The organism is Caballeronia sp. ATUFL_F1_KS4A (assembly GCF_023630905.1).
GTDB lineage: Bacteria > Pseudomonadota > Gammaproteobacteria > Burkholderiales > Burkholderiaceae > Caballeronia > Caballeronia zhejiangensis.
Genome location: NZ_JALQEB010000029.1, coordinates 64,191 through 90,830 on the forward strand (window position 1 = coordinate 64,191; position 26,640 = coordinate 90,830).

Annotated in this window: 21 protein-coding genes; 13 read left to right on the forward strand and 8 right to left on the reverse strand. The window is 65.2% G+C overall.

Translation table 11 applies throughout. The features are described from left to right. Window positions 1-4: 4 nt before the first annotated feature. The 6 genes from NCS03_RS15520 to NCS03_RS15545 form a co-directional block, all read right to left on the reverse strand. Window positions 5-592: a nucleotidyltransferase family protein gene (locus NCS03_RS15520; protein WP_008353813.1), complete on the reverse strand. Its 588-nt coding sequence runs from the start codon at window positions 590-592 to the stop codon at window positions 5-7. Window positions 593-702: 110 nt separating this feature from the next. Beyond that, the gene (locus NCS03_RS15525) at window positions 703-2,925 is read right to left on the reverse strand and encodes a xanthine dehydrogenase family protein molybdopterin-binding subunit (RefSeq protein ID WP_008353812.1); all 2,223 of its coding nucleotides are present in this window, start codon (window positions 2,923-2,925) and stop codon (window positions 703-705) included. Next, window positions 2,922-3,911 (reverse strand): FAD binding domain-containing protein, encoded by a 990-nt coding sequence (locus NCS03_RS15530; RefSeq protein ID WP_008353811.1) that lies wholly within the window; start codon window positions 3,909-3,911, stop codon window positions 2,922-2,924. The genes NCS03_RS15525 and NCS03_RS15530 overlap by 4 nt, the downstream gene beginning before the upstream one ends. Before the next feature lie 10 nt (window positions 3,912-3,921). Beyond that, a complete protein-coding gene (locus NCS03_RS15535) occupies window positions 3,922-4,614 on the reverse strand; it encodes a (2Fe-2S)-binding protein (protein ID WP_250529363.1) in 693 nt (230 codons plus the stop codon). Window positions 4,615-4,923: 309 nt separating this feature from the next. Beyond that, complete coding sequence (locus tag NCS03_RS15540) at window positions 4,924-5,439, reverse strand: isochorismatase family protein (protein WP_008353809.1); 516 nt, start codon at window positions 5,437-5,439, stop codon at window positions 4,924-4,926. Between the two features lie 4 nt (window positions 5,440-5,443). Further along, on the reverse strand, window positions 5,444-6,772 hold the full coding sequence (locus NCS03_RS15545) for a hypothetical protein (protein ID WP_008353808.1): 1,329 nt from the start codon (window positions 6,770-6,772) through the stop codon (window positions 5,444-5,446). Window positions 6,773-6,834: 62 nt separating this feature from the next. On the opposite strand from NCS03_RS15545, the gene NCS03_RS15550 reads away from it, so the two are divergent. The 9 genes from NCS03_RS15550 to NCS03_RS15590 all read left to right on the forward strand — a co-directional run bounded on the left by NCS03_RS15550 (window position 6,835) and on the right by NCS03_RS15590 (window position 20,630). Further along, window positions 6,835-7,257 (forward strand): GFA family protein, encoded by a 423-nt coding sequence (locus NCS03_RS15550; protein WP_008353807.1) that lies wholly within the window; start codon window positions 6,835-6,837, stop codon window positions 7,255-7,257. A gap of 7 nt (window positions 7,258-7,264) precedes the next feature. Beyond that, window positions 7,265-8,176: a DUF72 domain-containing protein gene (locus NCS03_RS15555; RefSeq protein WP_250529364.1), complete on the forward strand. Its 912-nt coding sequence runs from the start codon at window positions 7,265-7,267 to the stop codon at window positions 8,174-8,176. Window positions 8,177-8,327: 151 nt separating this feature from the next. After that, window positions 8,328-9,914 carry a S53 family peptidase gene (locus tag NCS03_RS15560; RefSeq protein ID WP_175979129.1) on the forward strand — a complete coding sequence of 529 codons (1,587 nt, stop codon included), beginning with the start codon at window positions 8,328-8,330 and terminating at the stop codon, window positions 9,912-9,914. 43 nt (window positions 9,915-9,957) lie between these two features. Continuing rightward, window positions 9,958-11,655, forward strand: coding sequence for a S10 family peptidase (locus tag NCS03_RS15565; protein ID WP_175979130.1), 1,698 nt, complete (start codon window positions 9,958-9,960; stop codon window positions 11,653-11,655). Between the two features lie 896 nt (window positions 11,656-12,551). After that, the gene (gene katE / locus NCS03_RS15570) at window positions 12,552-14,672 is read left to right on the forward strand and encodes a catalase HPII (RefSeq protein WP_241484931.1); all 2,121 of its coding nucleotides are present in this window, start codon (window positions 12,552-12,554) and stop codon (window positions 14,670-14,672) included. A gap of 218 nt (window positions 14,673-14,890) precedes the next feature. Continuing rightward, a complete protein-coding gene (locus NCS03_RS15575; RefSeq protein WP_250529365.1) occupies window positions 14,891-18,046 on the forward strand; it encodes an ATP-binding protein in 3,156 nt (1,051 codons plus the stop codon). A gap of 125 nt (window positions 18,047-18,171) precedes the next feature. Further along, complete coding sequence (locus NCS03_RS15580; RefSeq protein ID WP_008353800.1) at window positions 18,172-18,705, forward strand: hypothetical protein; 534 nt, start codon at window positions 18,172-18,174, stop codon at window positions 18,703-18,705. A gap of 227 nt (window positions 18,706-18,932) precedes the next feature. Beyond that, window positions 18,933-19,199 (forward strand): hypothetical protein, encoded by a 267-nt coding sequence (locus tag NCS03_RS15585; protein WP_008353799.1) that lies wholly within the window; start codon window positions 18,933-18,935, stop codon window positions 19,197-19,199. A gap of 207 nt (window positions 19,200-19,406) precedes the next feature. Beyond that, window positions 19,407-20,630, forward strand: coding sequence for a hypothetical protein (locus tag NCS03_RS15590; protein ID WP_250529366.1), 1,224 nt, complete (start codon window positions 19,407-19,409; stop codon window positions 20,628-20,630). Window positions 20,631-20,645: 15 nt separating this feature from the next. Here NCS03_RS15590 and NCS03_RS15595 read toward each other — a convergent pair whose 3' ends face one another. Then, window positions 20,646-21,530: a DMT family transporter gene (locus NCS03_RS15595; protein ID WP_250529367.1), complete on the reverse strand. Its 885-nt coding sequence runs from the start codon at window positions 21,528-21,530 to the stop codon at window positions 20,646-20,648. A gap of 87 nt (window positions 21,531-21,617) precedes the next feature. Further along, window positions 21,618-21,803: a hypothetical protein gene (locus NCS03_RS15600; protein ID WP_008353795.1), complete on the reverse strand. Its 186-nt coding sequence runs from the start codon at window positions 21,801-21,803 to the stop codon at window positions 21,618-21,620. Between the two features lie 181 nt (window positions 21,804-21,984). Here NCS03_RS15600 and NCS03_RS15605 point away from each other — a divergent pair, with 181 nt between their 5' ends. The 4 genes from NCS03_RS15605 (at window position 21,985) to NCS03_RS15620 (ending at window position 26,639) form a co-directional block, all read left to right on the forward strand. Beyond that, on the forward strand, window positions 21,985-22,740 hold the full coding sequence (locus NCS03_RS15605) for a DeoR/GlpR family DNA-binding transcription regulator (protein WP_250529491.1): 756 nt from the start codon (window positions 21,985-21,987) through the stop codon (window positions 22,738-22,740). 845 nt (window positions 22,741-23,585) lie between these two features. Next, window positions 23,586-24,659, forward strand: coding sequence for a 2-aminoethylphosphonate ABC transporter substrate-binding protein (gene phnS / locus NCS03_RS15610; RefSeq protein ID WP_250435564.1), 1,074 nt, complete (start codon window positions 23,586-23,588; stop codon window positions 24,657-24,659). Then, on the forward strand, window positions 24,659-25,720 hold the full coding sequence (gene phnT, locus NCS03_RS15615) for a 2-aminoethylphosphonate ABC transport system ATP-binding subunit PhnT (protein WP_250435565.1): 1,062 nt from the start codon (window positions 24,659-24,661) through the stop codon (window positions 25,718-25,720). Before phnS ends, phnT begins: the two co-directional genes overlap by 1 nt. Then, window positions 25,698-26,639 (forward strand): 2-aminoethylphosphonate ABC transporter permease subunit, encoded by a 942-nt coding sequence (locus tag NCS03_RS15620; protein WP_175979136.1) that lies wholly within the window; start codon window positions 25,698-25,700, stop codon window positions 26,637-26,639. The genes phnT and NCS03_RS15620 overlap by 23 nt, the downstream gene beginning before the upstream one ends. Window position 26,640: the final 1 nt, after the last annotated feature.

The window sequence follows — 26,640 nt, forward strand, 5'->3', positions numbered from 1 at the left end:
GCGCTCAAGTCTGCCCGAGGTCGCTCGGCAAATCCACGTCGCGCAGCACGTTCGCATCGTCCACTTCGACGATGAACGGCTTGTGCGTCGTGAAGATGGCGCGTGCGCCCGCGTCGCCGTCGAGCGTGGCGAGCATCTCGCGATGCGCGATGCCGAAGCCCACCGGATGCCCGCGCTTGCCACGATGGAACGGCGCGACGAGCGCTTCCCCGCCGTCGAGCGCACGCGCGACCGCTTCATACGACGACGCTTCGATCCACGGCATGTCGCCGAGCGCGACGAGCCAGCCATCGGCTTCGGACGTCGCGCGCACGGCCGCGGCGAGCGTCGCGCCCATGCCGCGCTCGGCGTCGACGCTGAAGATGACGTTGCAGCCTGCTTCGTTGAGCACGTCGGCGAGCTTTTCGGCGCCGGGACGCACGACCGCGATCACTTCGGCGCACACGGCGAGCAGCCTGCGCGCCGACTGGAACACGATGGGCGTTCCGTCGGGCAGGGTGGCGAGCAGCTTGTTGTGGAGTCCGGACGGGTCGAAACGGGTGCCGAGACCCGCCGCCAGCAGAATGCCGGTCGCGTTCGACGAATAGGTCATCGCGGGTGCTCGTGTGGGGATGAATCGCGATTGTGCGGCGCATCGAACGGCGTCGCAAGCATAAAAAAACACACGGCGGCCGGGCGGACCGCCGTGTGCGTCGTTTCACTTCACGCCATCGTCGGCGGCAGGATTTTGTCGAGCGTAATCGGCAGATCGCGCACACGCACCCCCGTCGCGTGATACACCGCGTTGCCGAGCGCGCCTGCCACGCCCGTAATGCCGATCTCGCCGATGCCCCGCGCGCCGTGCGGATTGATATGCGGGTCCGGCTCGCCGACGAACGCGATATCCAGCATGCCGATATCCGCGTTCACCGGGACGTGATATTCCGCGAGATTCGCGTTCGTATAGCGCCCGTAGCGCGAATCCATCTCGCTCTTTTCCAGCAGCGCCGAGCCGACGCCCCACACGATGCCGCCCATCAACTGGCTATGCGCGGTCTTTTCGTTGAAGAGCGTGCCGACGTCGTACACGCCGACGATGCGCGGCACGCGGATGATCCCGAGGTCCGCATCGACATGCACTTCCGCGAACACCGCGCCGAACGAGTGAAACGAATACTGCTTTTTCTCGTCGCCGGGCCGGGTCGTGGCGATCGCCTCGATCGGCTTGCCGCCGTTGCGCGCGATGATCGCCGCCGCGGGATCGCGCTTGTCAGGATTCGACAGGCTCACGACCCAGCCGTTGGACACGGTCACGTCCTCGCGCGCGAGACCGGCGACGGGCGATCCGCGATCCGCGAGCGCCATCGCGATGAGTTGATCGCGCGCCTCCATCGACGCCGCCCGCACCGCCGGCGACACGCTCGCCGCCGATTGCGAGCCGCCCGAGACCGGCGCCTTCGGCAAGGACGAATCGCCGAGCGCGAAGCGCACGTAATCGAGCGGAAAGCCGAGCGCGTCGGCGGCGACCTGCGTCATGATCGTGTACGTGCCGGTGCCGAGATCCTGCGTGCCGGACGCGACCATCGCGGTGCCGTCGGGCAGGATGCGCGCCACCGCCGACGCCTCGCTGCGATTCGCCGGATACGTCGCCGTCGCCACGCCCCAGCCGATGAGCGTATTGCCTTCGCGCATCGACTTCGGCGCGTGGTTGCGCTTGGACCAGCCGAAGGTATCCGCGCCGCGCCGATAGCATTCGAGCAGCGCCTTCTCCGACCACGGCTTCTTCTCCTGCGGCTCCATGTTCGCGTGATTCTTGATGCGAAACGCGAGCGGATCCATGTTCAGTCGATACGCCATTTCGTCCATCGCCGATTCGAGCGCGAACGAGCCGCTCGTCTCGCCGGGCGCGCGCATGAAGGTCGGCGTGCCGATGTCGAGCTTGACCAGCTTGTGCGACGTCGACTGGTTCGGCACCGCGTACAGCATGCGCGTGACGATCGCGGAGCTTTCGGTCCAGTCCTCGAACGTCGATGTCGTCGAAACGACGTCGTGACGCATGCCGGTCATGATGCCGTCGTCGCGCGCGCTCACCTGAAAGCGCTGCTCGGTGAATGGCCGGTTGCCGACCATGCCGAACATCTGCGGCCGTTCGAGCACGAGCTTGACGGGGCGGCCGGTCTGCTTCGACGCCATCGCCGCCAGCACGACGTGCGACCACACCGACCCCTTGCAGCCGAAGCCGCCGCCGACGAACGGGCAGATCACGCGCACGTTCTCATCGGAGATGCCGAAGAACTTCGCGACCGCGCTTTTCGCGCCGGACACGCCTTGCGTCGCGTCGTAGAGCGTGAGATTCGGGCCGTCCCAGCGCGCGACGGTCGCGTGCGGCTCCATCGGATTGTGATGTTCGTACGGCGTCGTGTAGACGGCGTCGAGGCGCGTCGGGCCTTGTTTCAAACCGGCGTCGACGTCGCCGCGTTTCGTCGTGATCGCGCGGCCCATCATCTTTTCCGGCTGATACGCCGAGGCCTTCGCGCGCGTGAAATCCGCGTTGGGCATCGCGGCTTCGTAGCGCACGTCGACGTAACGCGCCGCGCCTTGCGCGTGCTCCAGCGAGTCCGCGACGACGACCGCGACCGGCTCGTTGCTGTAGCGCACCTCGTTGGTCTGCAAGAGCGTCAGCTTGCGCACGGCGGGCGGCTGCGCGTCAGGGACGCCGTTGTTCGGCAGGCGCATCGCGTTCCGATACGTCATCACAAGAAGCACGCCGGGCATCGATTGCGCGCGGCTCGTGTCGATCGACGCGATACGGCCGTGCGCGACCGTGCTCGTGACGATGACCGCGTGCGCGAGCTTGGCGTCGGTGTTGTCGGCGGAATAGCGCGCCTGGCCGGTGACTTTCAGCACGCCGTCGGTGCGATCGAGCGGTTTTCCGATGACAGTCATGCGACACCTCCGGCCTGTTGAACCGCGCGCACGATCGCGCGCTGCGCGAGCACGATCTTGAACGCGTTGTCGCGCTGCGGCTGGGCGCCCTGTACGGCGAGCGCGGCGGCGTTCTGCAGCGTGGCTTTATCGAGCGATTGGCCGACGAGCGCGCGTTCGGTCGCGTTCGCGCGCCACGGCTTGTGCGCGACGCCGCCGAGCGCGATGCGCGCGCTTTTCACCGTGTTGCCGTCCATCTGCAACGCGGCCGCGACCGATACCAGCGCGAACGCATAACTCGCGCGGTCGCGCACTTTCAGATACTTCGAGTGCGCGGCGAAGAGCGGCGGCGGCAGATCGACCGACGTGATGAGCTCGCCTGCGTGCAAGGTCGTGTCGAGCTCGGGCCTGTCGCCCGGCAGCCGATGAAACTCCGCGAACGGAATCGTCCGCTCGCCGTTCGGGCCCGCGACGCGCACGACGGCATCGAGCGCCGCGAGCGCGACGCTCATGTCGGACGGATTCGTCGCGATGCACTGACGGCTCGCGCCGAGAATCGCGTGCATGCGATTGTTGCCGTCGATGGCCGCGCAGCCGCTGCCCGGCGAGCGCTTGTTGCATTGAGGAAAGCCGGTGTCGTAGAAGTACGCGCAACGCGTGCGCTGCATCAGATTGCCCCCGACGGTCGCCATGTTGCGCAGTTGCGCCGATGCGCCCGCGAGCAGCGCCTGCGACAGAAGCGGATAGCGTTCGCGCACCCACGCATGATTGGCGGCGTCGCTGTTGCGCACGAGCGCGCCCAGGCGCAGACCGCCATCGGGCAGGGCGGTGATGCCATTCAAGCCGTCGATGTGCGTGATGTCGACGAGCCTCATCGGCCGCATGACGCCGCCTTTCATCAGGTCGAGCAGATTCGTGCCGCCGCCGATGAACATCGTGCCCGGCTGGCTCGCGGCCGCGAGCGCCGCGCCAATATCCGGCGCGCGCTGATAGGAGATCGCGTCCATGTGCGTCTCCTTACGCGTTGCCCGACGCGACGGCTTTTACCGCCGCGACGATGTTCGGATACGCGCCGCATCGACAGATGTTGCCGCTCATGCGCTCGCGAATTTCGTCGTCGGAGAGTTGCGCGGGGCGAAAGCGCACGTCGGCCGTGACCGCGCTCGCGTCGCCGTTGCGATATTCGGCGATGAGCGCCGTCGCCGAGCACAATTGCCCCGGCGTGCAGTAGCCGCACTGAAAGGCGTCCTTCTCGATGAACGCGCGCTGGATCGGCGCGAGCGTGTCGCCGTCGGGCGCGAGGCCTTCGACGGTCGTGACGGATTCGCCGTCGTGCATCACCGCGAGCGTCAGGCACGAGTTGATGCGCCGGCCCGACACGATCACCGTACACGCGCCGCACTGGCCGCGGTCGCAGCCTTTCTTCGTGCCGGTGAGGTTGGCGTATTCGCGCAGCGCGTCGAGGAGCGTCGTGCGCGCCTCGACCTGCAGTTCATACGGATGGCCGTTGATGGTGAGCTTCACGGGCAACATCGGCGTGGCGGCGGGCGGCGGCGCCAAGGCCGGCGTCGCGGCCGGTTGCTGCGCGCGCGCGTGCGGCGCGGCGGTCACTGCTGCGGCCGCGGCGGCGGATTGCAGGAAACGACGGCGCGACGGCTTTTGCGCCGCGTCGCTGGCGTCGTCGTGAGGATGGGTATCGGCTGGGGACATGGCGATCGGTTGCTCCTCGCTCGTTCGGAAGGGCGTCGACGGGCTCAAGTCTTCACGGGGATTCGCTCGCAGCCGATTGCGACGGATCGGGCGGAGCGCCGATGCTCGAGTCCTCGGGGCGGCGCAAGAGGCGCGGTTCGCGATCGTTCGGCAACTGTAAGGGAACCGAACGTTCGTCGAGCCGCAATCGCAGACTACAGCAAGTGGGGTGCCATGCGCTCGGGACGGACGCTGGCTGGCTTATGAGCGGGTCGTGCGGGTAAATGCTGCATGCGCGCGTAAAACTAACGGTCTGGTTCGAAACCCACGTCACTTGATAAGCGCAAGCACGTCCCGAAAGCGCGGATGCCGGCAACTGCCCATCCATCCGAAGATCGTCGTTTCGACCGTCGTGAGCCGCGCGCCGTCCTGCCGCGCCCGTTCGATCGCGACGGCGCGATCCGCGGCTCGCCGCGACGCGACCGCGTCCGCCACGAATTCCACGCGATAGCCGAGCCGCAACACTCCGAGCACCGTCAGCAGCACGCACACATGCGCCTCCGCGCCGGCGACCCACAGCGTCGCGGGCGCGGGCGGCAGCGCATCGACGAACGCGGGTTCGAGCGTCGCATCGAATGTGTGCTTTTCGACGACTTTCGCCGACCGGAGATCGACGGGCAGGCTTTCGACCGTCCCGCCGAGCCCGCGCGGATTCTGCTCCGTAAAAAGCACCGGCACGTCGAGCAGGTTCGCCGCGCGCAAGAGCGTGCCGGCGCGCTCCGTCAGACGTTGCGCGCCATCCAGATGCGGCAGGAGCCGCGCCTGCATGTCGACGATGACGAGCATCGCGTCAGGCCTCGCTCTCCATGATCCGGTCGATGAGCCGCGCGTTCTCGCCCGCGGAGCCGATGCCCGCATGCTTGGCCATCGGCACGAAGAAGTGCGTGGCGATCGGCAGCTTCGAGCGTTCGAGCCAGTTGGTCAGATGCGCGGCGAGGCGCTTCGCCGGCGTCTTCAGTTCCTCGCGCAGCACGCCGGGCAGCTTCTCGAAGTGCCGCATGTCGGTCTGATACGGCTCGGGCGCGACGCACAGCGCGTTCGGCCGGCCATCGACATCGACGGGAAGGCGTTCCAGCGCCTGATGCAGCAGCGCGACGCCGAGGCCCTCGCCGCGCCACGGCTTTCTCACTTCCCACAGGCTGATGTAAATCACGCGATGCGCGTTGTAGACCTCGCACAGCTTCTCCGGACCGAGCGCTTCCGTCGATGCGAGCGCGAGCGAGAGCATTTCGCCCGAGTAAGTGTCGAGCGTGTAGACGAGATCGGCGCTGCTCGTGAGCGGCGGCACCTTGACGAGTTTCAGCCGCACCGCCGCCGCGACGATATCGCTGCCCGCCTCGTGGAAGACGGCGAACGCGGTGCCGAGCCGCTCGTCGTCGACCTGCGGGTATTCGTGGCGATAGGTCATCGTGAAGAGAAACGGCCCGATCTTCTCGCGATACGCGAGCGGCCTGTCGACGTCGTAATCGTCGACGCCGTCGAGACCGTACGGATCGTAATCGCGCTTTTCTCGCCGCTCGCCGTTTTGCGCGGCGGCGAGCGCCGCGAGCGGACGGCGCGATTCCGGCACGAGATCCTCCGGCAAACCTTCCCAGCTCAGACGCAAAAACTCCCGTCCGCCGCGATAGTGCGTCTCGAAGAGCGAAAGAACCGGCTCGCCCGCGACCGGATCGAGAATGCGCTGGGCGCACTCGTAGGCGCGGTCGAGCAGCTGATCGGCTTCGGCGGGATCGGGCGCGAGATGCGGCTCGCTGCCTTGCGGCTCGGCGGGCAAGCCTTTTGCAACGCGTTCCTTGTGCGCGAGTTCGAGCCATTCGTCGGCCGCGCGTTCGGCGATGAAACCCGCCGCGATGCGATAGCCCGTCAGCACGATCGACTGGCCGGTGCGGCCGAGCGGGAACACGTACTCGTCGTTCATGACGTCGTCGACGGTGACGCCGCGGAACGTTTCGCGCGGCGCGTTCGCATTCGCGACCGCATCGAAGCGATCATGCGACAGCACGTGGGCGACGAGGTCGGATGCGGCCGGACCGAACTCCGATCCGGCGCCGGGAAGCAGCTTCAGCAGGGACAAGGTACTCGCGGTATACGTGGTGCCGGTCGTGCTTGGTGTGCTCATGAGTGCCATCTCCGATCGTGAAGGGTTATCGTAACAAACCATCGTATTTACGGGAGAGATCGATGAGCGTTGAAAAGGACGAAACGCGGGCGGCTACGGTTCATGAGGGCGGATGCGCGTGCGGCGCGTTCCGCTTTCGCGCGACGGGCAAGCCCATTCGCGTCTGCATCTGCCACTGCACGACGTGCCGGCAAGTGCATGGCTCCGCCTTTGGAGCTTATGCGATTTACGCGCGCGGCAACGTGATGATGAGCGGCAGCCTTTCGACGTGGAAGAGTTCCGACGATGGCCGGCGGCACTTCTGCCCGGCGTGCGGCTCGGTCGCGTACATGGAATTCACGACGCGCGACGAAGTCGATCTGCCCATCGGCGCATTCGACGAAACCGGCGTCTTCGAGCCGACTTACGAGCTCTGGTGCAAGCATCGCGAGCCGTGGCTGCCGCAGGGCGCGCGGGCGGAATACGACGAAGGCCGTCCGCACTAGGCGCGCGATGACCGGGCGCATCCGCATCGGTATTTCGGGCTGGCGCTATGCCGGCTGGCGCGGCGTGTTCTATCCGAAAAAGCTCGCGCAGGCCCGCGAGCTCGATTTCGCGTCGCGCGCGGTTCAGACGGTCGAGATCAACGGATCGCATTATTCGCTGCAAAGCGTGACGAGCTATCGCGCGTGGCGCGACGCGACGCCCGATGGCTTCGTCTTCAGCGTGAAGGGGCCGCGCTATCTGACGCACATGCTGCGTTTTCGCGACGAAACGGCGATTCCGGCGATCTCGAACTTCTTCGCGTCCGGCGTGCTCGCGCTCGGCGACAAGCTCGGTCCGTTCCTCTGGCAGTTTCCGCCGAACTTTTCCTTCCGTCCCGAAGCCTTCGAACGCTTTCTCGAATTGCTGCCGAAGGATACGGTCGCCGCCGCGCGGCTCGCCCAGGGCCACGACACGCGCGTGAAAGACCCGTGGTTCGAGCCCGGAAGAAAGCGCGCGCTGCGGCACGCGATCGAGATCCGTCATCCGAGTTTCTGCACCGATGAATTCGTGCGGCTGCTGCGCAAATACGGCGCGGCGCTGGTCGTGTCGGATTCGGTGGCCGGCTGGCCCTATGCCGAAGATCTCACGTCCGACTTCACTTATTTGCGGCTTCACGGCAGCGAAACGCTTTATGGCGGCAGTTATAAGGACGAGGCGCTCGACGAATGGGCACGCCGCATCGAATGCTGGGCGTCGGGCGGACAGATCGCCGACGCGCGGCTGATTTCATCGGCGAAAGCGCGGCCGCGCGCGGGCCGCGACGTCTTCTGCTACTTCGACAACGATCAGAAAGTGCGCGCCCCGTTCGACGCGCGACGCCTGATGGAGCGCCTCGGCATCGCGCTCCCCGCCGAGCCGCACAGCGAGACGAAACGTTGAAGACCGGGACAGCTTTTGTCTCGCTGGAACTGCATGCTCTCGTCAACGGTCCGAGCAATTGCATTCGCGCCCGGAAAATAAGACGATAAGCGCGGGCAGCGGCAGGATCGAGAAACTTTGATTTTCATGGCCAACGAGGAGCATCGATACCATGACGAAGCAACCGGTCAGCGGCAGCGACAAGATTCATCCCGAAGGCGCGCAATGCATCGGCGACTGCGATCCGTCCGAACAGATCGAAGTCATCGTGATGCTGCGGCGCAAGGACGAGGCGGGTTTCAAGCAGATGATGGCGCGCATCGATTCTGGCGAAGCGCCCGCGCAAGCCGTATCGCGCGAGGAATTCGACAAACGTTTCACCGCCTCGGACGACGACATCGCCAAAGTGAAGGCGTTCGCGCAGCAGTACGGCCTGACGGTCGTGCGCGCGGAAACCGAAACGCGCAGCGTCGTGCTGAAAGGGACCATCGAACAATTCCAGAAGGCTTTCGACGTCAAGCTCGAACGCTTTCAACATCACAACATCGGCGAATATCGCGGACGCTCGGGGCCGGTGAAGGTGCCCGACGAAGTGCACGACGCCGTCACCGCCGTTCTCGGCCTCGACAGCAAGCCGCAGGCGCGTCCGCACTTTCGTTTCCGTCCGCCGTTCAAGCCGGCGCGCGGCGCGGCGAGCGCGTCGTTCACGCCGGTCGATCTCGCGCGTCTCTACGATTTCCCCGATGGCGACGGCGCGGGCCAATGCATCGCCATCATCGAGCTGGGCGGCGGCTATCGCGATGCCGATCTTTCCGCGTACTTCTCGAAGCTCGGCGTGAAGTCGCCGCAAGTCGTGTCGGTCGGCGTCGATGGCGGCAAGAACGCGCCCACGGGCAATCCGAACGGCCCGGACGGCGAGGTGACGCTCGATATCGAGGTCGCGGGCGCGGTGGCGCCGGGCGCGCGCATCGCCGTGTACTTCGCGCCGAACAGCGACGCCGGTTTCGTCGATGCCGTCAATCGCGCGCTGCACGATTCCGCCAACAAGCCTTCGGTCATATCCATCAGTTGGGGCGGGCCGGAGGCGAACTGGTCGTCGCAATCGATCGGCGCGTTCAACGACGTGCTGCAAAGCGCGGCCGCGCTCGGCGTGACGGTGTGCGCGGCATCGGGCGACAGCGGCTCGTCCGATGGCGCGGGCGACGGCGCGGATCACGTCGACTTTCCGGCGTCGAGCCCGTATGTGCTCGGCTGCGGCGGCACGAGCCTGAAGGCGTCGGCGACGGGCATCGCGAAGGAAGTCGTCTGGAACGACGGCGATCAGGGCGGCTCGGGCGGCGGCGGCGTGTCCGGCGTGTTCGCGCTGCCGGCATGGCAGAAGGGTTTGTCGGTGATGCGTAACGGCAAGCCAACGGTGCTCGCGAAGCGCGGCGTGCCGGACGTTGCGGGCGACGCATCGCCGCTGACCGGCTATGAGGTGCTGATCGACGGCGAGGATACGGTCGTCGGCGGCACGAGCGCGGTCGCGCCGTTGTGGGCTGCGCTGATCGCGCGCATCAACGCGATCAACGGTTCGCCATCGGGCTTCGTCAATCCGAAGCTCTACACGGCGAAGACGGCGTTTCGCGACATCACGGAAGGCAACAACGGAAGTTTTTCCGCGGCGGCCGGCTGGGACGCGTGCACCGGCATGGGCAGTCCCGACGGCGCGAAGATCGCGGCCGCGTTGAAACCCGCGAAGTCTTTGAGCAAGGCGTAAGACAGTGAACAACAACCACGACGACGATTCTGGAGCGATCACGATGAACTCCGATCCACTGGCAGCGAGCGACAAACCTGCGAACGCGGAAGAACCGGCCTTGACCGCCGCCGCGAAGAAAGCGCCGAAGAAGACCACGACGGCGAAGAAGGATCAGCCGTATTTCGATCCGGTCGCGTACGGCAACGGTCCCGACGACGCCATCGCGGCGACCGAAGCCGACGAGAACGCGGCGATCACGCATCACAGCGTGACGATCGGCGGCGCGAAGATCGCTTATACGGCGACGGTCGGCCATCTCGTCACGGTCGATCCGAGCAGTTCGAAGCCGAGCGCGAAGATGTTCTACGTCGCGTTCACGAAAGACGGCGCGAAGGAAGAGGCGCGTCCGCTGACGTTCTTCTATAACGGCGGGCCGGGGTCGTCGTCGGTGTTCGTGTTGCTCGGCTCGTTCGCGCCGCGCCGCATCAAGACGGCGATGCCGGGCTTCACGCCGCCCGCGCCGTATCAGATGGAAGACAACCCGGACAGCCTGCTCGACCGCAGCGATCTCATCTTCATCAATCCGGTCGGCACGGGCTATTCGGCGGCGATCGCGCCGAACAAGAATCGCGATTTCTGGGGCGTCGATCAGGATGCGGGGTCGATCGCGCAGTTCATCAAGCGTTATCTGACGAAGAACAATCGCTGGAATTCGCCGAAGTTTCTGTTCGGCGAGTCGTACGGCACGGCGCGCAGTTGCGTGCTCGCGTACAAGCTGCATGAGGACGGCATCGATTTGAACGGCGTCACGCTGCAATCGTCGATTCTCGATTACGCGCAGGCGGGCAATCCTGTCGGCGCGTTGCCGACCGCCGCCGCCGACGCGTGGTATCACAAGAAACTCGGCGTGCATCCGACGCCGACCAACTTGCTGACGTTCGTGGAGGAAGTCGCGGAGTTCTCGCGCACGGATTATCTGAACGCGCTGCGCAAATTTCCGCAGACGGACGATGAAGTGGTCGAGAAGCTGTCCGAATACACGGGCATCGACCGCGCGACGTTGCTGGCGTGGAGTCTCGATATCGCGGCTTACGACAGCCGGGGGAATTCGCTTTTTCTTACGACGCTCTTGAAGTCGAAGGGCGAATCGCTCGGCTCCTACGATGGTCGCGTGACGGCGATATCGACGGGCATCGCGGGCAAGATCGATCCGAATTCGGGCGGCAACGATCCGACGATGACCGCGGTGAGCGGCGTCTACACGACGATGTGGAACAGCTATCTGAACGAGCAGTTGAAGTTCACGTCGACGTCGTCGTTCACGGACCTGAACGATCAGGCGTTCCTCAACTGGGACTTCAAGCATACGGACCCGACGGGCGAACAGAAGGGCCTGGATTCGAAGGGCAACATCATTCTCTACACGGCGGGCGATCTCGCCGCGGTGATGGCGCTGAACGTCGATCTGAAGGTGCTGGCCGCCAACGGGATGTACGACTTCGTGACGCCGTTCTATCAGACGATCATCGACTTGCAGCAGATGCCGCTGATCGACAAGACGGTGCGGCAGAATCTTTCGGCGACGTTTTATCCTTCCGGACACATGGTCTATCTCGATGGCGGATCGAGGACGCAGCTCAAGGCGGATCTCGCGAAGATGTACGACGAAGCGACCACGAATCATGCGGCTATGAGCCGGATCATTACGTTGCAGAAGACTACGGCGGATAAGTTGGGGGCGTTGTCGCCGGTGGGGTGATGGTTTGCTTTTACCGCGAGGCGGTGGGGTTCGGGGGTTTTTTGTTTTGTTGTCGCCGGATCCCGTATTCGTGTCGGCTCCGGTTTTTCGCCGGATCCCGTTTTCTTAGTGGTCTATTAGCACTGCCCCTGTGCGGGGCGGCACTTACTTTCTTTGCTGCTGCAAAGAAAGTAAGCAAAGAAAGCAGCTTCCGATACGCCCGCGGTCACACGCAGTTTGGGTAGTCCTCTCGTCGTTCGTGGGCTGCCTAAAGAGTGCCCTCATAGGCCCCATCGGGCTTGGCTCGCGCACGGTCTGCCACATCGCACCACACAACAAACTGGTTCAGCACCAAATAGCTCCAGCCCGCTTCGCGGCCGACCGGTCAATCGGGAATGCGCGTGCTTCGCTACTAACATCTTCATCTCGCCGCCTTTGCCGTACGTCGGTTTCCCTTGCAGACCCGGCGGCAGCGCGTAGCGCTGTGCCGATGCTGTTTCGTGCTGAACCAGCGCCCTCGAAGTTATTGGTTGGCAGACCGTGTGCGAGCCAAGCCCGATTAGGTGCTTGAGGGCACTCTTTAGGCGAGTGCCGTCTGTGACGAGAGGACTACCCAAATTGCGTGTGACCGCGGGCCTGAAAAGCTGCTTTCTTTGCTTACTTTCTTTGCAGCAGCAAAGAAAGTGAGTGCCGCCCCGCACAGGGGCAGTGCTAATAGACCGCTAAGAAAACGGGATCCGGCGACTACAGCAAGGAAAGTGACTGCCGCCCCGCACAGGGGCAATGCTAATAGACCACAAAGAAAACGGGATCCGGCGAAAACAACCACGGCGAAAAGCACCCCCGCCCGGGAACATCAATTGCGGTAGAGGACCGCAAGTCCTCACCCAAACCCCGGAGTCCGCAAAAAAATGGCAATGGAGAAGCAACCGCCCGAAGGCGGCGTAGCCCGCACCCCCTCGCAGAGCAACACCAACAAAAAAGTCGAATCCCTCGAAACGTTCCGCTCCGACGCGACCAACCAGGCCCTGACGACAAACCAGGGCGTCAAGATCGCCGATAACCAGAACACCCTGCGCGCCGGCGAACGCGGCCCTTCGTTGCTCGAAGACTTCATCATGCGTGAAAAAATCACGCACTTCGACCACGAGCGCATTCCGGAACGCATCGTCCACGCCCGAGGCTCGGCCGCTCACGGCGTCTTCAAGGTTTACGAATCGCAGGCCGAACTGACGAAGGCCGCCTTCCTGCAAGACCCGTCGAAGGAAACGCCCGTCTACGTGCGCTTCTCGACCGTGCAAGGCTCGCGCGGCTCAGCCGATACCGTTCGCGACGTGCGCGGCTTCGCCGTCAAGTTCTACACCGAAGAAGGCAATTTCGATCTCGTCGGCAACAACATGCCGGTATTCTTCATTCAGGACGCGATCAAGTTCCCCGACTTCGTCCACGCGGTCAAACCCGAGCCGCACAACGAAATGCCGCAAGGCGCATCCGCGCACGACACCTTCTGGGACTTCGTCTCGCTCGTGCCCGAATCGGCGCACATGGTGCTCTGGACCATGTCCGATCGCGCGATTCCCCGCAGCCTGCGCACGATGGAAGGCTTCGGCATCCACACCTTCCGCTTCATCAACGCGCAAGGCAAAGGACGCTTCGTCAAGTTCCACTGGCGGCCGACGATCGGCTCCGCATCGTTGCTCTGGGACGAAGCGCAGAAACTCGCGGGCAAGGATTCGGACTTCCATCGGCGGGATCTCTGGGAAGCGATCGACAACGGCGACTATCCCGAATGGGAACTCGGCGTGCAGATCGTCGAAGAAGAGGATGAACACAAGTTCGACTTCGATCTGCTCGATCCGACCAAGATCATTCCCGAAGAGCTCGTGCCGCTCAAGATGATCGGCAAGCTCACGCTGAATCGCAATCCCGACAACTTCTTCGCCGAAACCGAGCAGGTCGCGTTCTGCCCCGGGCACATCGTGCCGGGCATCGACTTCACCAACGATCCGCTGCTGCAAGGGCGTCTGTTCTCCTACACCGACACGCAGATCAGCCGGCTCGGCGGCCCGAACTTCCACGAAATTCCGATCAACCGGCCGCTCGCGCCACTCGCCAACGGCCAGCGCGACGCGATGCATCGCCAGACGATCGACAAGGGACAGGCGTCCTACGAGCCGAATTCCATCGACGGCGGATGGCCGAAGGAAACCCCGCCCGCCGCATCGGGCGGCGGCTTCGAAAGCTACACGGAGCGCGTCGAAGGCTCGAAGATCCGCGTGCGCAGCCCGTCGTTCAAGGACCATTATTCGCAAGCCACGCTCTTCTGGAACAGCATGACCGATCCGGAAAAGGATCACATCGTCGGCGCGTATTCGTTCGAGTTGTCGAAGGTCGAGCGCAAGCACATCCGCGAGCGCCAGCTCGGCATTCTCGCGAACATCGATGAGACGCTCGCCGCGCGCGTCGCCGAGAATCTCGGCTTGCCCGCGCCGAAGAAGAACGCGGATGCCGACGAGCTCGGCAAGTCTTCGGTGACGGAATCGCCGGCGCTGTCGATCGTCGCGAAAACGAAGCCGTCGATCAAGACGCGCAAAGTCGCCATTCTCGCCGCGCCCGGCGCCGATGCCGCGAGCATCAAGGCCGTACAGGACGCGCTGAAAGCCGAGGGCGCGCACGCAAAGGTCATCTCGCCGACGCTCGGCTCGCCCGCGCAAGGCATCGAGGCCGATGCGACCATCCTCGGCATGCCGTCGATCATGTTCGACGGCGTGATCGTCGCGGGCGGCAAGGACAGCGCGAAGACGCTGTCGGAATCCGGCGACGCGCGTCACTTCGTGCTCGAAGCGTTCAAGCATCTGAAGGCCATCGGCGCGATCGGCGACGGCGAGGACCTGCTCGCGGCCGCGCATCTGCCGGGCGGCGAGGAAGGCGTCGCCGTGGGCAGCGACGCGAATGCCGTGCTGAAGAGCTTCATCGAAGCGATGAGCAAGCATCGCGTGTGGTCGCGCGCGCAAAAGGCGGAGTCGGTGCCCGCCTGACGCGCGTTTCGCGCCGCGCAACGAAGTGCGGCTTCATGCGTCACGCCGTCGATATACGCGCCCGGGTGTTTTTGAGACACTAGCCGCACTCGGGTCCATCGGGGCGTGACGTGTTCAATCTAGCGCAGCATCGCGCCGGCGCCGGGCGGGGCGCGTGCGCTGTTCTCGCGTGTGTGCTCTGCATCGCGTGCGGGTTTGCGCATGCGAAGGAGTCCATCGTGATCGGCGCGGTGCCGGGCATGGCGCCGCCGCTCGACATGGCCGATTCGGTGAATCATTGTTCGGCGCGGCCGGGCTTGCCGCGCGGCATCTCGGCCGATTTTGCGAACGCCGTCGCGAGTGCGCTCGGAATCGATCCGGACTGGCGCTTCTTTCCCGACAGGCCGGCGATGATCGCGGCGCTCAGGCTCGGCGACATCGACATGGCGACGGGCGCGACAGGCGAAGACGCCGGCGAACCGCTCGCGTTCAGCCGCCCGTATCTGCCGACGAAGCTGATCTACGTCGAGCCGCTCCATTCCCATCCGCCGACGCATCGGCTTGCTTACGTGGCCGCGCCGACGTCGCCGGCGCGTCTGCGCGCGGCGTATCCATCGCTCGAACCCGTGGCTTATCCCGATCTGACCGGCGCGCTGCTCGCGGTGTCGCTCGGCGACGCGGACGCCTTCGTCGGCGACATGACCGTGGTCTCGTACACGATCGATCATTTCGATTTGCCGAACCTGACGATCACCGGTTTCGCGACCTTCGACGAAGGCGGCTACAGTTTCGCGTTCGCGCCCGGACGCGCCGACGCCGATGCGCTGCGCAAGCGCGTCGACGATGCGCTCGCCGCATTGCCGCCGAGCTTCGCGCTCGTGACGCACGAGCGCTGGCAGCCGGCGGCGTCCGCGATCACGCGCAACACGCCGATCCCGCTCACGCGCGAGGAAGCAGCGTGGATCGCGGCGCATCCCGTCGTGCATTATTCGATGCTCGCGCAGGCCGCGCCGCTGATGTTCCGCGATCAGCGCGGCAACGCGGCGGGCATCGCCGTCGATATCCTCGACGCGCTCGCGCGCGTGACCGGCTTGCGCTTCGAGCCGCGCATACGCACGTCGATGGCGCAGTTGCGCGCCGATCTGAAGAGCGGCGCGTCCGCGATCGTGCCGTTCAGTCTCGGCGCGTTGTCGCCGTTGCCCGGCGGCGAGGCGACCACGCCGACGGGCGAAAGCATTTTTGCGATCGTGACCGCCGTGGGCCGTCCGCCCTTGCGCGACGCCGCCGCGCTCGCCGGCAAGCGCATCGCGATTCCGCACGATTGGCCGATCCTGAACTTCGTGCGCGAGGATGCGCCGCAAGCGCGCATCGTCGATTCGAAACCGTTCGACGGTCCGTTTCGCGCCGTGGCCAACGGCGACGCCGATGCGGCCGTCGCCGATCTGCCTTTCGCCAATTACGCCGTGGGCAATCCGTTTCGCGGCACGCTCACGATCAGCGGCGTGCTGTCGACGAAGCCGATTCCGCACGGACTCATCGTCAGTGCGGGCGAGCCGGTGCTGCTCGGCATCGTGAATCGCGCGATCGCGAGCCTGCCGCCGCCGGAACTCGAATCGATCCGCACGCGCTGGAAGCTCGCCGAGCATCCCGAAATGATGTGGGAGCGCCGCCGTCCGCAAGTCGAGCTGGGCGCGCTGCTCGGCATTGCGCTTTTGCTCGCGCTCGCGGGCTGGGCGTTGACGCTGCGCGTGCAGATCGCGCGACGGATCGCCGCCGAACGCGCCATGCGCGCCGCGAAGGAAGAGGCGGAAACGGCGAATCGCGCGAAATCGACGTTCCTCGCGACGATGAGCCACGAAATCCGCACGCCGATGAACGCCGTGCTCGGCCTGCTGGAAATGGAGCTGCGTGCGCCCGGCGAGCGCGCCGCGACCAAGCGCGCGCTGTCGACCGCGCATCACGCCGCGCGCGATCTGCTCGGCATGATCGACGATCTGCTCGACGTCGCGAAGATCGAGGCGGAGCGCCTCGTGCTCGCGCCCGCGCCGCTCGAGGTCGAATCGTGGATCGCGGGCGTCGCGGCGATCTACGAGCCGGCCGCCCGCGCTAAGGGCATCGCGCTCGTCGTGAAGCGGCTTTCCGGCGACGGTCCCGTCTGGATTCTTGCCGATGGTCAGCGTTTACGGCAGATCGTCGGCAATCTGCTCTCGAACGCGATCAAGTTCACCGATACCGGCGCGGTCACGCTCGAACACGACATCGCGCCGGCGCTGGACGGCAGGCGCGTGGTGACGCTCGCGGTGTCCGATACGGGCATCGGCATCGCGCCCGGGAAGCAGGCGCTGCTGTTCACGCCGTTCGTGCAGACGCACGATGGCCGTGCGCGCAGCGTCGGTGGCACCGGCCTCGGCCTCACGATCAGCAAGCGGCTCGTCGAGATGATGGGCGGCGCGATCGAGCTGGCGAGCGAGCCGGGGCGCGGCACGCGCTTCACCGTGCGGCTCGATTTGCCCGAGGCGGATGCCGTCGCGTGCGCCGCCGATGCGCCGGCCGTGGAGACGGGCGTATCGGCGGAATCGCTTGCGGGCTTGCGCGTGCTCGTCGTCGACGATCATCCGGCGAACCGCATCGTGCTCGACGGACAAATCCGGCTGCTCGGCGGCGTCGCGCAACTGGCCGTAGACGGCAAGAGCGCGCTCGCACGCTGGCGCGCCGCGCCGCACGCCGTCGACGTGATTCTGACCGACTGCTCGATGCCCGAAATGAGCGGCGAGGAACTGGCCCGCACGATTCGCGAGGACGAAGCGAAGCATCCGGCGACGCGCGCCGTGCCGATCATCGGCCTGACAGCGAACGCGCAGCCCGAGGCGGCATTGCGCGCGGTCGCATCGGGCATGAACGCGTGCCTCGTGAAGCCGCTCGGCCTCGACGCGCTGCGCGAGGCCTTGCTCGCCGCGACGCGCGACGGCCGCGTGCCGGTTGCAGCGCCGGTCGCATCGGCGACGCGCGAATCCGGCGAGCCGGTTCTGAATGCCGCGTTGCTCGCCGGTTTCGGTGAGCAGGCCGGGACGCTCGTCGATACGCTGAAATCCGCGAACGCGAGCGATCTCGCCGGCGCGCAAGCCGCGTTCGCCGACAACGACCACGCCTTGCTGCGCGACATCGCCCATCGCATGAAGGGCGCGGCGGCGGTGATCGGCGCGGCGTCGTTCATGCGCGCGTGCGTCACGTTGCAGCGCGACTGCGAACTGGCGGTCGACGACGATCGCAACGGCGAGGACGACGCGCGCATCGCGGCATCGTTCGCGGCGTTCGTCGCGGCGGCCGAGGCGCTCGATGCGGCGCTCGACGCGGCGTCGGCATCGGTTTGTCCGGCGTCCGGCGCGTCGACGTGACGCGGCTTCGCGGATCGCGAGCAACTCTTCGCGTGCGGCGCGCGTTTCGTGTGCTTTAATTGAACCTCCGATCATCTTGAAAACAAGCGGCGGACCGAGGCCGCGATCGATGGCGCACGAAACGCATGAGTCGAAGGGATACCGGGTTCACCGAGGAACCGAAACCGGGCGCGCGCCGCGCCCGCCGGGCCGCGCGCGCGGCGCTCGCGTGCTGCTGCGCGATGCTCGCATGCGTGCCCGGCACGCCGCGCGCCCAGCGCGCCGAATGGCTCGATGCGCGCGTCACGCAGGCGACCATCGTCGATACGATCTGCATTCCGGGTTACGTCGACCGCGTGCTGCCGTCGTTTGAAATCCAGATGCGTCAGAAGGAGCGGCTGCTCAAGCAGCGCAGCATCGATCCGTCGTTCGCGTCGGAATACGCGCTCGATCATCGCATGCCGGTGCTGCTCGGCGGCTCGCCCAACTCGCCCGCGAATCTCGATCTGCGCCGCTGGGAAGGGCGCGAGGGCCAGCGCCGAAAGGAACGGCTCGCGGTGTACCTGAAGCGCTGCGTCTGCACCGGCGACATGACGCTGAAAGAAGCGCAAACCGCAATGGCGGGCGACTGGCCGAATCGGTATCCGAATCTTTCCAGCATGACCTGTACGGGCCTGTAACGATGCGTTCGGCTTATCCGTCCGATTTAGAACATCTATTGAAATAGGCGGAATGTCGCATCACACGCGCCATTAACGGGATTAGTATGGAGCTATCTCGAAATTAGTCCTGGAGTCGCCATGATGCTCGCGTATGTGTCCCTCTTCGTTGTCGGTACGCTCGCGGCGCGGATGATCGCGAGGCAGAGCCGGCGGCCTGTTTTCGCACGCGCAAGAAGGTGACGGCGATGAACCTGCTCGTCTGGAATCTTCCTCAACGCTGCGCCGCGCGCGACGTGCGGCGATTTCTCGAGCACGAACTCGGGCAGTATGCGAGCGACATCGAAGTTCACGGCGCGGGCACCGCTCACGCCTACGCGACCGCCAGGCTCGCGACCGATGTGCCTTACATCGGCGAGGCGATCGCCCAGAAGCTGTGCCATCAGCGCTTTCACGACGAACCTTTGCGTGCCCGGGCTTCCGCGTCCGGCGACGCCTCCATCCGTCTGCATTGATGTTTCCGCTGCGCCGCGCATCGTCGCGCGTGCGGTCGGAACGAACTTTGCTGCGCTTCCGTTGACGAACCTCAAGTAGCGGCGAAGCCGGCGCGTCGTGCGCGCCGGCTTTTTTGTCGATGCGCGCAGTCTCGCGCATGGGCCGCTCGAACCGGGCGATCCGGTGGATCGTCCGTTGGCGAATGGCAAAGCGGATCAATCAAATCAATGCATCAGGCAGGAAAGAGCAGGACGAACAAGACGCCGATCGGCGCAAGGTTTCTCGTGTGCGCTGCGGCGGGCGCGCTTCTTTCGATCTCGACGGCGGCTCGCGCGCGGCCTCAGGCGGCCTCGGGCGCATCGGGAGCGGTCGCGCAGGGACGCGTGACGGCGTTGCCCGTCGCGCCCGTCGCCCGCTCTATCCCGGTGCCGCCGATGCCGCAGGGCGCAAGCATTCCGCAAGCCGCGAGCGCGCCCGAGCGCGCGCTTCCCGCCATGCCCGTGCCGATGCCCGCGCAACCGGCTCCGGAGGCGTCGGCTGCATCGGCTGCGTCGGCTGCATCGGCGGCGAGCGCAGCCAGCGCGGCATCGGCGGCGAGCGCGGCATCGGAAGCGGCCGTGCCCGAAGTGCCCTTGCCGCCGGAAACACCCGAGCCGAATCTCGCCCAGCGCAGCGGCATGCAGCCGGCCGGCGCGTATGCGATGCGGCAGACCTTCGCGAAGGAAGTCGATCGGCGGCTCAATGTGCCCGTCGCGGATCAGCAGGGCTACGGCCGTCTGCTGCAACGTACGCTGGAAGAAGACGGTCACGGCGGCCTCGTCAACGAATTCGTCGTGATGGTCGATCGCAGCGCGAACGTGCAGGCGATCTTCGTCTATTTCCGCGCGAAGGCCGACGATGCGTGGTCGATGATCGGCGCATCGCCGGTATCGACGGGGCGTCCCGGCAGTTACGATCACTTCCTCACGCCGCTCGGCGTCTTCCAGCATGTGCCGGGCAACATGGACTTTCGCGCCGAGGGCACGCTCAACGAGTTCAAGATTCGCGGCTACGGCGCGCGCGACATGCGTATCTACGATTTCGGCTGGGCCGAAGGCGAGCGCGGCTGGGGCCATGGCGGCAAGTCGCCGATGCGCTTCCAGATGCACGCCACCGATCCCGAGAAACTGGAGCCGCTGCTCGGCATGCGGCATTCGAAGGGCTGCGTGCGGATTCCGTCGACGCTCAACACGTTCTTCGATCATCACGGCATTCTCGATGCGCAATACGAGGCGCGCGTATCCGAAGGCCAGTCGATGTGGGTGCTGAAGGCCACGCGCAAGACGACGCCCTGGGCGGGGCATTATCTCGTCGTCGTCGATACCGGAAGGAAGACGCGGCCCGCGTGGGCGCCGGGTCCGGGCAAGGCGGTGCGCGAGCACATCCCGGCGGGCGCGGACACGGTCGATTGAGGCGTGCCGGGCGTGCTATTTCGAGCGCGCGAGCAGCACGCCCGCGAGCGCGAGGCCGAAGCCCGCGAGCTGCATCGCGTCGAGCGTCTCGCCGAATGCGAGATAGCTTTCGAGCGCGGCGAGCGGCGGCGCGAGAAAGAGCAGGGCGGTCGCGCGCGATGCGTCGCCGCGACGGACCATCCATACGAGCAGCGTCGTCGCGACGCCCGAGAGCATCACGATGCCCCACGCGAGCGCGAGCCACGTCGTCGTGGAGACGATGAAGCGATGCTCGCCTAGCGCGATCACGAGCACGAGCGCGACGATCGTCGCGCCCGCGTTTTGCAACGCGCTGGCGCTGCGGATATCGGCGCGCGCGAGCGAACTCTTCTGATACAGCGTGCCCGCGGTGATCGCGACGACGGCGAGCACGGCGATCGTCGCGACGAGCCATTGCGGCGCGTGTCCGGACGATGCGTGCGTGACGGGCGCGCCGCTCGCCGCGATCTTCGGCGCGAGCACGAGCGCGACGCCGAAGAGGCCGAGCACGAGCCCGCTCCATGCGCGCGGCGAGAGCCGTTCACCGAAGAGCCGCGCGGCGACGGCGGCGGTCAGAAGCGGTTGCAGCGCGCCGAGCAGCGCCATGATGCCCGCACCCATGCCTTGCGCGACGGCCCAGTAGCCCGCGCCGAGATAGACGCCTTGCAGCAGCGCGCCGGCGAACAGATGGCGGCCGATGTCCCCGCCTTTCGGCCATGGCGCGCGCGTGACGACGGCGATTGCGAGAAACAGCAGCGTCGTGCCGCCGAAGCGCGCGAGCAAATAGAGATTCGGATCGACGTAAGGCGTGATCGCCCTTGCGACGATGAAACCCGTCGACCAGAGAAACACGAAGACGGGCGCGGCGAGAATCGAGACCATGTGAGGCAAGCGGCGAAACGAAATGCCGCAGTATCGGCCGGAACGCTTGCGCGCGTCTTGTCTAACCGTGCACTTCGGCGCGGCGCGTCATTCGATGGTGAACGTATCGAGCGGCTGATTGGCGCGCGCTTCGCCCTCGAAACGCCGCGATAGTTGCGCATGCAAGCGCTTTGCCTCGTCGAGTGTGAGGTCGATCCAGTAGGGATCGCCAGCCGCGTCGTTCAGACGTTCGGGAGGGAACTGGATTTCGATCACCACGCCTTTCTTGTACATCGTGTTGCCTCGTTCAAAGCTCGTGCATAAGGCACGAAGTCTAGCGGAGGCGTGCTTGTCGATTGCGTACCCGGGGGAAAGAATTCATTGCGCGTCGTGGCTTGACGAATCGCGCTTGCCAGAGAAATGCCACATAGGGCCGCTAAACTCCACACGCCGCCTTGCCTTTCTTCATCGAACGATGCTCGCCGAACAACGTCACCAGTACATCCTCTCCGAATTGGACAAGCATGGCGCGCTCGCGGTGGCGGATCTCGTGCGTGCGTTGTCGGTGTCGCGCGAGACGGTGCGGCGCGATCTCAACGCGCTCGCCGGACGCGGGCTCGTGACGACGACGCATGGCGGCGCGTTATCGGTCGACCGGCGCGAGCCGCACGTCGATGTGCGCGAAGCCGAGAACGCGGCGGCGAAACATGCGATCGGCGTGCGCGCGGCGGCGTTCGTGCCGGACGGGGCGTCGCTCGTCATCGATTCGGGAAGCACGACGCAGGCGGTGGCGCGTGCGTTGGGGCAGCGGCATCGGCTGACGGTGTATACGAACGACTGGCGTATCGCGATGTTGCTGGCGCGGCGCAATGGCAATCGCGTGACTTTGCTGGGTGGCGAGATCGCCGATCTCGAAGATGCGACGTTCGGGCTCGATACCATTCAGCAGCTTGCGCAGTATCACGCGGATTTTGCTTTCGTCGGGGCGGGGGGGATTACGAATGACGCGCATCTGACGGATTTTTCGCGGCTCGCCGCTGAGGTGCGCGGGAGCATGATCGCGTCTGCTGCGTGCCCGGTCGTGGTTGCTGATTGCTCGAAGTTCGGCCTGGTTTTGCCAGTTAGGATCGCCGGGTTCGAGGCGGTTCGGTTTCTGGTTTGTGAAGCTCTGCCTGAGCGGGGGGTCCGAAGGGCGCTGGCCGCGCGGGGGCTTGAGGTCGTTGTTGCTTGATTTTTGTTGTTCGCTTTCGCTGGGTCCCGTTTTCGTGTCGGCTCCGGTTTTTCGCCGGATCCCGTTTTCTTAGTGGTCTATTAGCGTTGCCCCTGTGCGGGGCGGCACTTACTTTCTTTGCTGCTGCAAAGAAAGTAAGCAAAGAAAGCAGCTTCTGATACGCCCGCGGTCACACGCAATTTGGGTAGTCCTCTCGTCGATCGTGGGCTGCCTAAAGAGTGCCCTCAAACACCTAATCGGGCTTGGCTCGCGCACGGTCTGTGTCATCGCACCACACAACAAACGGGTTCAGCACCAAATAGCTCCGGCCCGCTTCGCGGCCGACCGGTCAAGCGGGGATGCATGTGCTTCTCTACTAACGTCTCCATCTCACGGCACTCGCCGCTCGCCGGTTTCCCTTGCGGACCCGGCGGCAGCGCGTAGCGCTGTGCCGAAGCTCTTTCGTGCTGAACCAGCGCGGTAAAGGGAATGGCTCGTCAGACTGTGCGCGAGCCAAGCCCGGTTCGTCCTTCGAGGGCACTCGTTAGGCGAGTGCCGCCTGTGACGAGAGAACTACCCAAATTGCGTGTGACCGCGGGCCGTGACGAGCTGCTTTCTTTGCTTACTTTCTTTGCAGCAGCAAAGAAAGTGAGTGCCGCCCCGCACAGGGGCAGTGTTAATAGACCGACACGAAAACGGGATCCGGCGAAAAAGCAGACACCAAAGAACAAACCGCAAACCCCTTGGCGAAATATGCAAATACGTGGCGACCCGTGGCGCCTTCACGTCGATGTCACACATCTCTGCAATATTCCGGGTCGAAGGTCGCCCCCGACCTTCATCGATCCCCGACACGAGAGACCACCATGACCCGCGATTCCCGCTTCGCGCGCACTGTGCTGCCGGCGTTCGCCGCCGCGTTTGCTCTGCTTGCCGCGATGCCCGCTCACGCCGCCGACGCCGTCGTCCTCTACACCGCCGATGGCCTCGAGAATCTCTACAAGGACGTGCTTCCCGCATTCGAAAAGAAGGAAGGCGTGAAGGTCAACATCGTCACGGCGGGCAGCGGCGAAGTGGTGAACCGCGCGACCGTCGAAAAGGATTCGCCGAAAGCAGACGTCCTCGTCACGCTGCCGCCGTTCATCCAGCAAGCGCAACAAGGCGGCCTGCTGCAGCCGTATCAGAGCGTGAACTACAAGAACGTGCCCGCCATCGCGAAGGAAAAAGACGGCGCATGGGCCACCTTCGTGAACAACTATTTCTCGTTCGCGATCAATCCCGAAGTCACGAAAACCGCGCCCAAGACCTTCGCCGATCTCCTGCATCCGAACTACTCCGGCAAGATCGCATACTCGAATCCAGCCACGGCAGGCGACGGCATGGCCGTCATCATCCTGACGTCCGCGCTGATGGGCGAAGACCAGGCTTTCAATTACCTGAAGGATCTCGAACAACACGCGAAATTCCATACGAAGGGCACGGGCTATCTCGACGTGCTGCTCTCGCGTAACGAGATCGCATTCGCGAACGGCGATCTGCAAATGGACCTCGACGATGCCGCGAACGGCGGTCTCTCCATCAAGCCGCTCTTCCTGTCGCACAAGGCAGGCGAAGCGCCGAGCACATTCCAGCTTCCGTATGCAATCGGCCTCATCAAGAGCGGACCGAATCAGGCGGCGGGCAAGAAGCTCATCGACTATCTGATGTCGTCGGATGTGCAGTCGAAAGTGCCCGATATCTACGGCATCCCCGGCCGCACCGACGTGCCGCTCGCCGGCAAGAACGGCGAAGCCGTCAAGCAGGCGATCTCCGGCGTGAAGCTCATTCCCGTCGACTGGAACGAAGTCATGCAGAAGAAGGCGGGCTGGACCGAGCGCTGGAAGACCGAAGTGATCGGCAACACCGGCAAGCAGACCGACGTCGTCAAGCCGAAGTCCTGATGAGCGCCGTCCCCAAGGAAGCGTTCGGCGTCGATCAAACGCCGGGCGTGCACATCGATCGTCTGACGGTGCGCTTCGGCACGCGTACCGTGCTCGACGATCTCTCGCTTCGGATCGAACGCGGCGAATTCCTCACCGTGCTCGGCCGAAGCGGATGCGGCAAGACCACGCTGCTGCGCTTCATCGCCGGCTTCGTGAAGGCCGATGCGCTCGCGGGCACGCTCGCCGTCGCGGGCCGCGATCTCACGCACGTGCCGCCGCATCAGCGCAATCTCGGGCTGCTGTTCCAAAGCTATGCGCTGTTCCCGCATTTCTCGGTGTTCGACAACGTCGCGTTCGGCTTGCGCGCACGCAAGCTGAAGACGGGCGAGATCGCGCGACGCGTCGCCGATGCGCTCAAGCTCGTGCAGCTTTCCGATGCCGGTCACGTCATGCCCGCGCAGCTTTCCGGCGGCATGCAGCAGCGCGTGGCGCTGGCGCGCGCGCTCGTCATCGAGCCGGACGTGCTGCTGCTCGACGAGCCGCTCTCGGCGCTCGATGCGAATCTGCGCGCTTCGGTGCGCAGCGAGCTGAAGGCGTTGCATGAGCGCTTGCCGAATCTGACGATCGTCTGCGTGACGCACGATCAGGACGATGCGCTCGTGCTCTCCGACCGCACGCTGCTGATGCGCGATGGCCGCATCGCGCAACTCGGTGCGCCGCGCGAGCTGTACGACGCGCCCAACGATGCGTTCGTCGCGCGCTATCTCGGTGCCGCGAATTTACTGCCGCCGCGCGTGGTGTATCCCGTCGGCGATGCGCGGCACGACGAGCGCGAACGTCTCGCGTGCATTCGTCCCGAACGATTCGCGATCGCGCCGTTGGGAGAAGGCCATCTGCATGGCACGATCGCGTCCGTCGAATGGTATGGCGCGGCGCTTTCCATTTCCGTCGCGCTCGATGCGTTGCCCGGCGAGCCCGTGCTCGTGACGACGCAGCGCGGCCATTCGCGCATGCCGGACAAAGGCGCGCGCGTTTCCCTTCGCTTCGAGGCTGACGATGTCGTCCTTGTTCGTCCCTGACAGCGTCGCGCGCGACGAACGCGGCATCTGCGACGCCTATCTCTCCGCGCAATTCGCAGCGCACGCCAAAGAAGCGCAACGCCGCGAGCGCAAGGCGCAGTGGCATCTGCTCTTCATTCTCGTCGTCGTGCTCGGGCCGCTCGTGGTGTATCCGCTCGCGCGCCTCGTCATGTCGAGTGTGACCGGGCCGCACGGTTTCTCGCTGCACGCGTACAGCGCGTTCTTCAGCAACCCCGAAACGCGCGGGATGATCGGCACGACGCTCGGTATTCTCTTCGCGAGCGCGAGCATCGCTTCGTTGCTCGGCGTCGCGCTCGCATCGATGCTGTTCTTCAGGCCGTTCGCGCTCGCGCGCCTGCTCACGCGTTTTCTGGAATTGTTCGTCGCGTTTCCGTCGTTTCTGGTCGCGTTCACGCTGATCTTTCTATACGGCTCGCAAGGTTCGGTGAGCATCGGTCTGCAGCGGATCTTTTCGCTCGATGCGCCGCCGCTCGATTTCCTTTTCGGCATCGGCGGCGTGATTCTCGCGGAAGTCGTGTTCTATGCGCCGTTCGTCGTGCGTCCGACGCTCGCATCGTATGCGACGCTCGACATGCGGCTCGTCGAAGCCGCAAAGAGCCTCGGCGCCGATGGCTGGATGGTCGCGACGAAAGTCGTCTTGCCGCTCGCGTGGCCGGGCATCGCGGCAGGCACGATCCTCTGCTTTCTGCTGACGTTGAACGAGTTCGGCATTCTGCTCGTGCTCGGCAGCGCACATCTGATCACCTTGCCGATCGCGATCTACAGCGCCGCGACCGTCGACCTCGATCTGGCCACCGCGGCCGCGGGTTCGGTCGTGATGCTGTTGATGTCGCTATCGCTCTATGCGTTGTATCGACGCGTGAATCGGCAAACGAGTCGCCGTTCGGGAGAGCGCTGAC

What these genes read in the sequence shown, in the direction of transcription:
- NCS03_RS15520 (WP_008353813.1), bottom strand. Translation starts at nt 592, where the DNA reads ATGACCTATTCGTCGAACGCGACCGGCATTCTGCTGGCGGCGGGTCTC.
- NCS03_RS15525 (WP_008353812.1), bottom strand. Translation starts at nt 2,925, where the DNA reads ATGACTGTCATCGGAAAACCGCTCGATCGCACCGACGGCGTGCTGAAA.
- NCS03_RS15530 (WP_008353811.1), bottom strand. Translation starts at nt 3,911, where the DNA reads ATGGACGCGATCTCCTATCAGCGCGCGCCGGATATTGGCGCGGCGCTC.
- NCS03_RS15535 (WP_250529363.1), bottom strand. Translation starts at nt 4,614, where the DNA reads ATGTCCCCAGCCGATACCCATCCTCACGACGACGCCAGCGACGCGGCG.
- NCS03_RS15540 (WP_008353809.1), bottom strand. Translation starts at nt 5,439, where the DNA reads ATGCTCGTCATCGTCGACATGCAGGCGCGGCTCCTGCCGCATCTGGAT.
- NCS03_RS15545 (WP_008353808.1), bottom strand. Translation starts at nt 6,772, where the DNA reads ATGAGCACACCAAGCACGACCGGCACCACGTATACCGCGAGTACCTTG.
- NCS03_RS15550 (WP_008353807.1), top strand. Translation starts at nt 6,835, where the DNA reads ATGAGCGTTGAAAAGGACGAAACGCGGGCGGCTACGGTTCATGAGGGC.
- NCS03_RS15555 (WP_250529364.1), top strand. Translation starts at nt 7,265, where the DNA reads ATGACCGGGCGCATCCGCATCGGTATTTCGGGCTGGCGCTATGCCGGC.
- NCS03_RS15560 (WP_175979129.1), top strand. Translation starts at nt 8,328, where the DNA reads ATGACGAAGCAACCGGTCAGCGGCAGCGACAAGATTCATCCCGAAGGC.
- NCS03_RS15565 (WP_175979130.1), top strand. Translation starts at nt 9,958, where the DNA reads ATGAACTCCGATCCACTGGCAGCGAGCGACAAACCTGCGAACGCGGAA.
- katE (WP_241484931.1), top strand. Translation starts at nt 12,552, where the DNA reads ATGGAGAAGCAACCGCCCGAAGGCGGCGTAGCCCGCACCCCCTCGCAG.
- NCS03_RS15580 (WP_008353800.1), top strand. Translation starts at nt 18,172, where the DNA reads ATGAGTCGAAGGGATACCGGGTTCACCGAGGAACCGAAACCGGGCGCG.
- NCS03_RS15585 (WP_008353799.1), top strand. Translation starts at nt 18,933, where the DNA reads ATGAACCTGCTCGTCTGGAATCTTCCTCAACGCTGCGCCGCGCGCGAC.
- NCS03_RS15590 (WP_250529366.1), top strand. Translation starts at nt 19,407, where the DNA reads ATGCATCAGGCAGGAAAGAGCAGGACGAACAAGACGCCGATCGGCGCA.
- NCS03_RS15595 (WP_250529367.1), bottom strand. Translation starts at nt 21,530, where the DNA reads ATGGTCTCGATTCTCGCCGCGCCCGTCTTCGTGTTTCTCTGGTCGACG.
- NCS03_RS15600 (WP_008353795.1), bottom strand. Translation starts at nt 21,803, where the DNA reads ATGTACAAGAAAGGCGTGGTGATCGAAATCCAGTTCCCTCCCGAACGT.
- NCS03_RS15605 (WP_250529491.1), top strand. Translation starts at nt 21,985, where the DNA reads ATGCTCGCCGAACAACGTCACCAGTACATCCTCTCCGAATTGGACAAG.
- phnS (WP_250435564.1), top strand. Translation starts at nt 23,586, where the DNA reads ATGACCCGCGATTCCCGCTTCGCGCGCACTGTGCTGCCGGCGTTCGCC.
- phnT (WP_250435565.1), top strand. Translation starts at nt 24,659, where the DNA reads ATGAGCGCCGTCCCCAAGGAAGCGTTCGGCGTCGATCAAACGCCGGGC.
- NCS03_RS15620 (WP_175979136.1), top strand. Translation starts at nt 25,698, where the DNA reads ATGTCGTCCTTGTTCGTCCCTGACAGCGTCGCGCGCGACGAACGCGGC.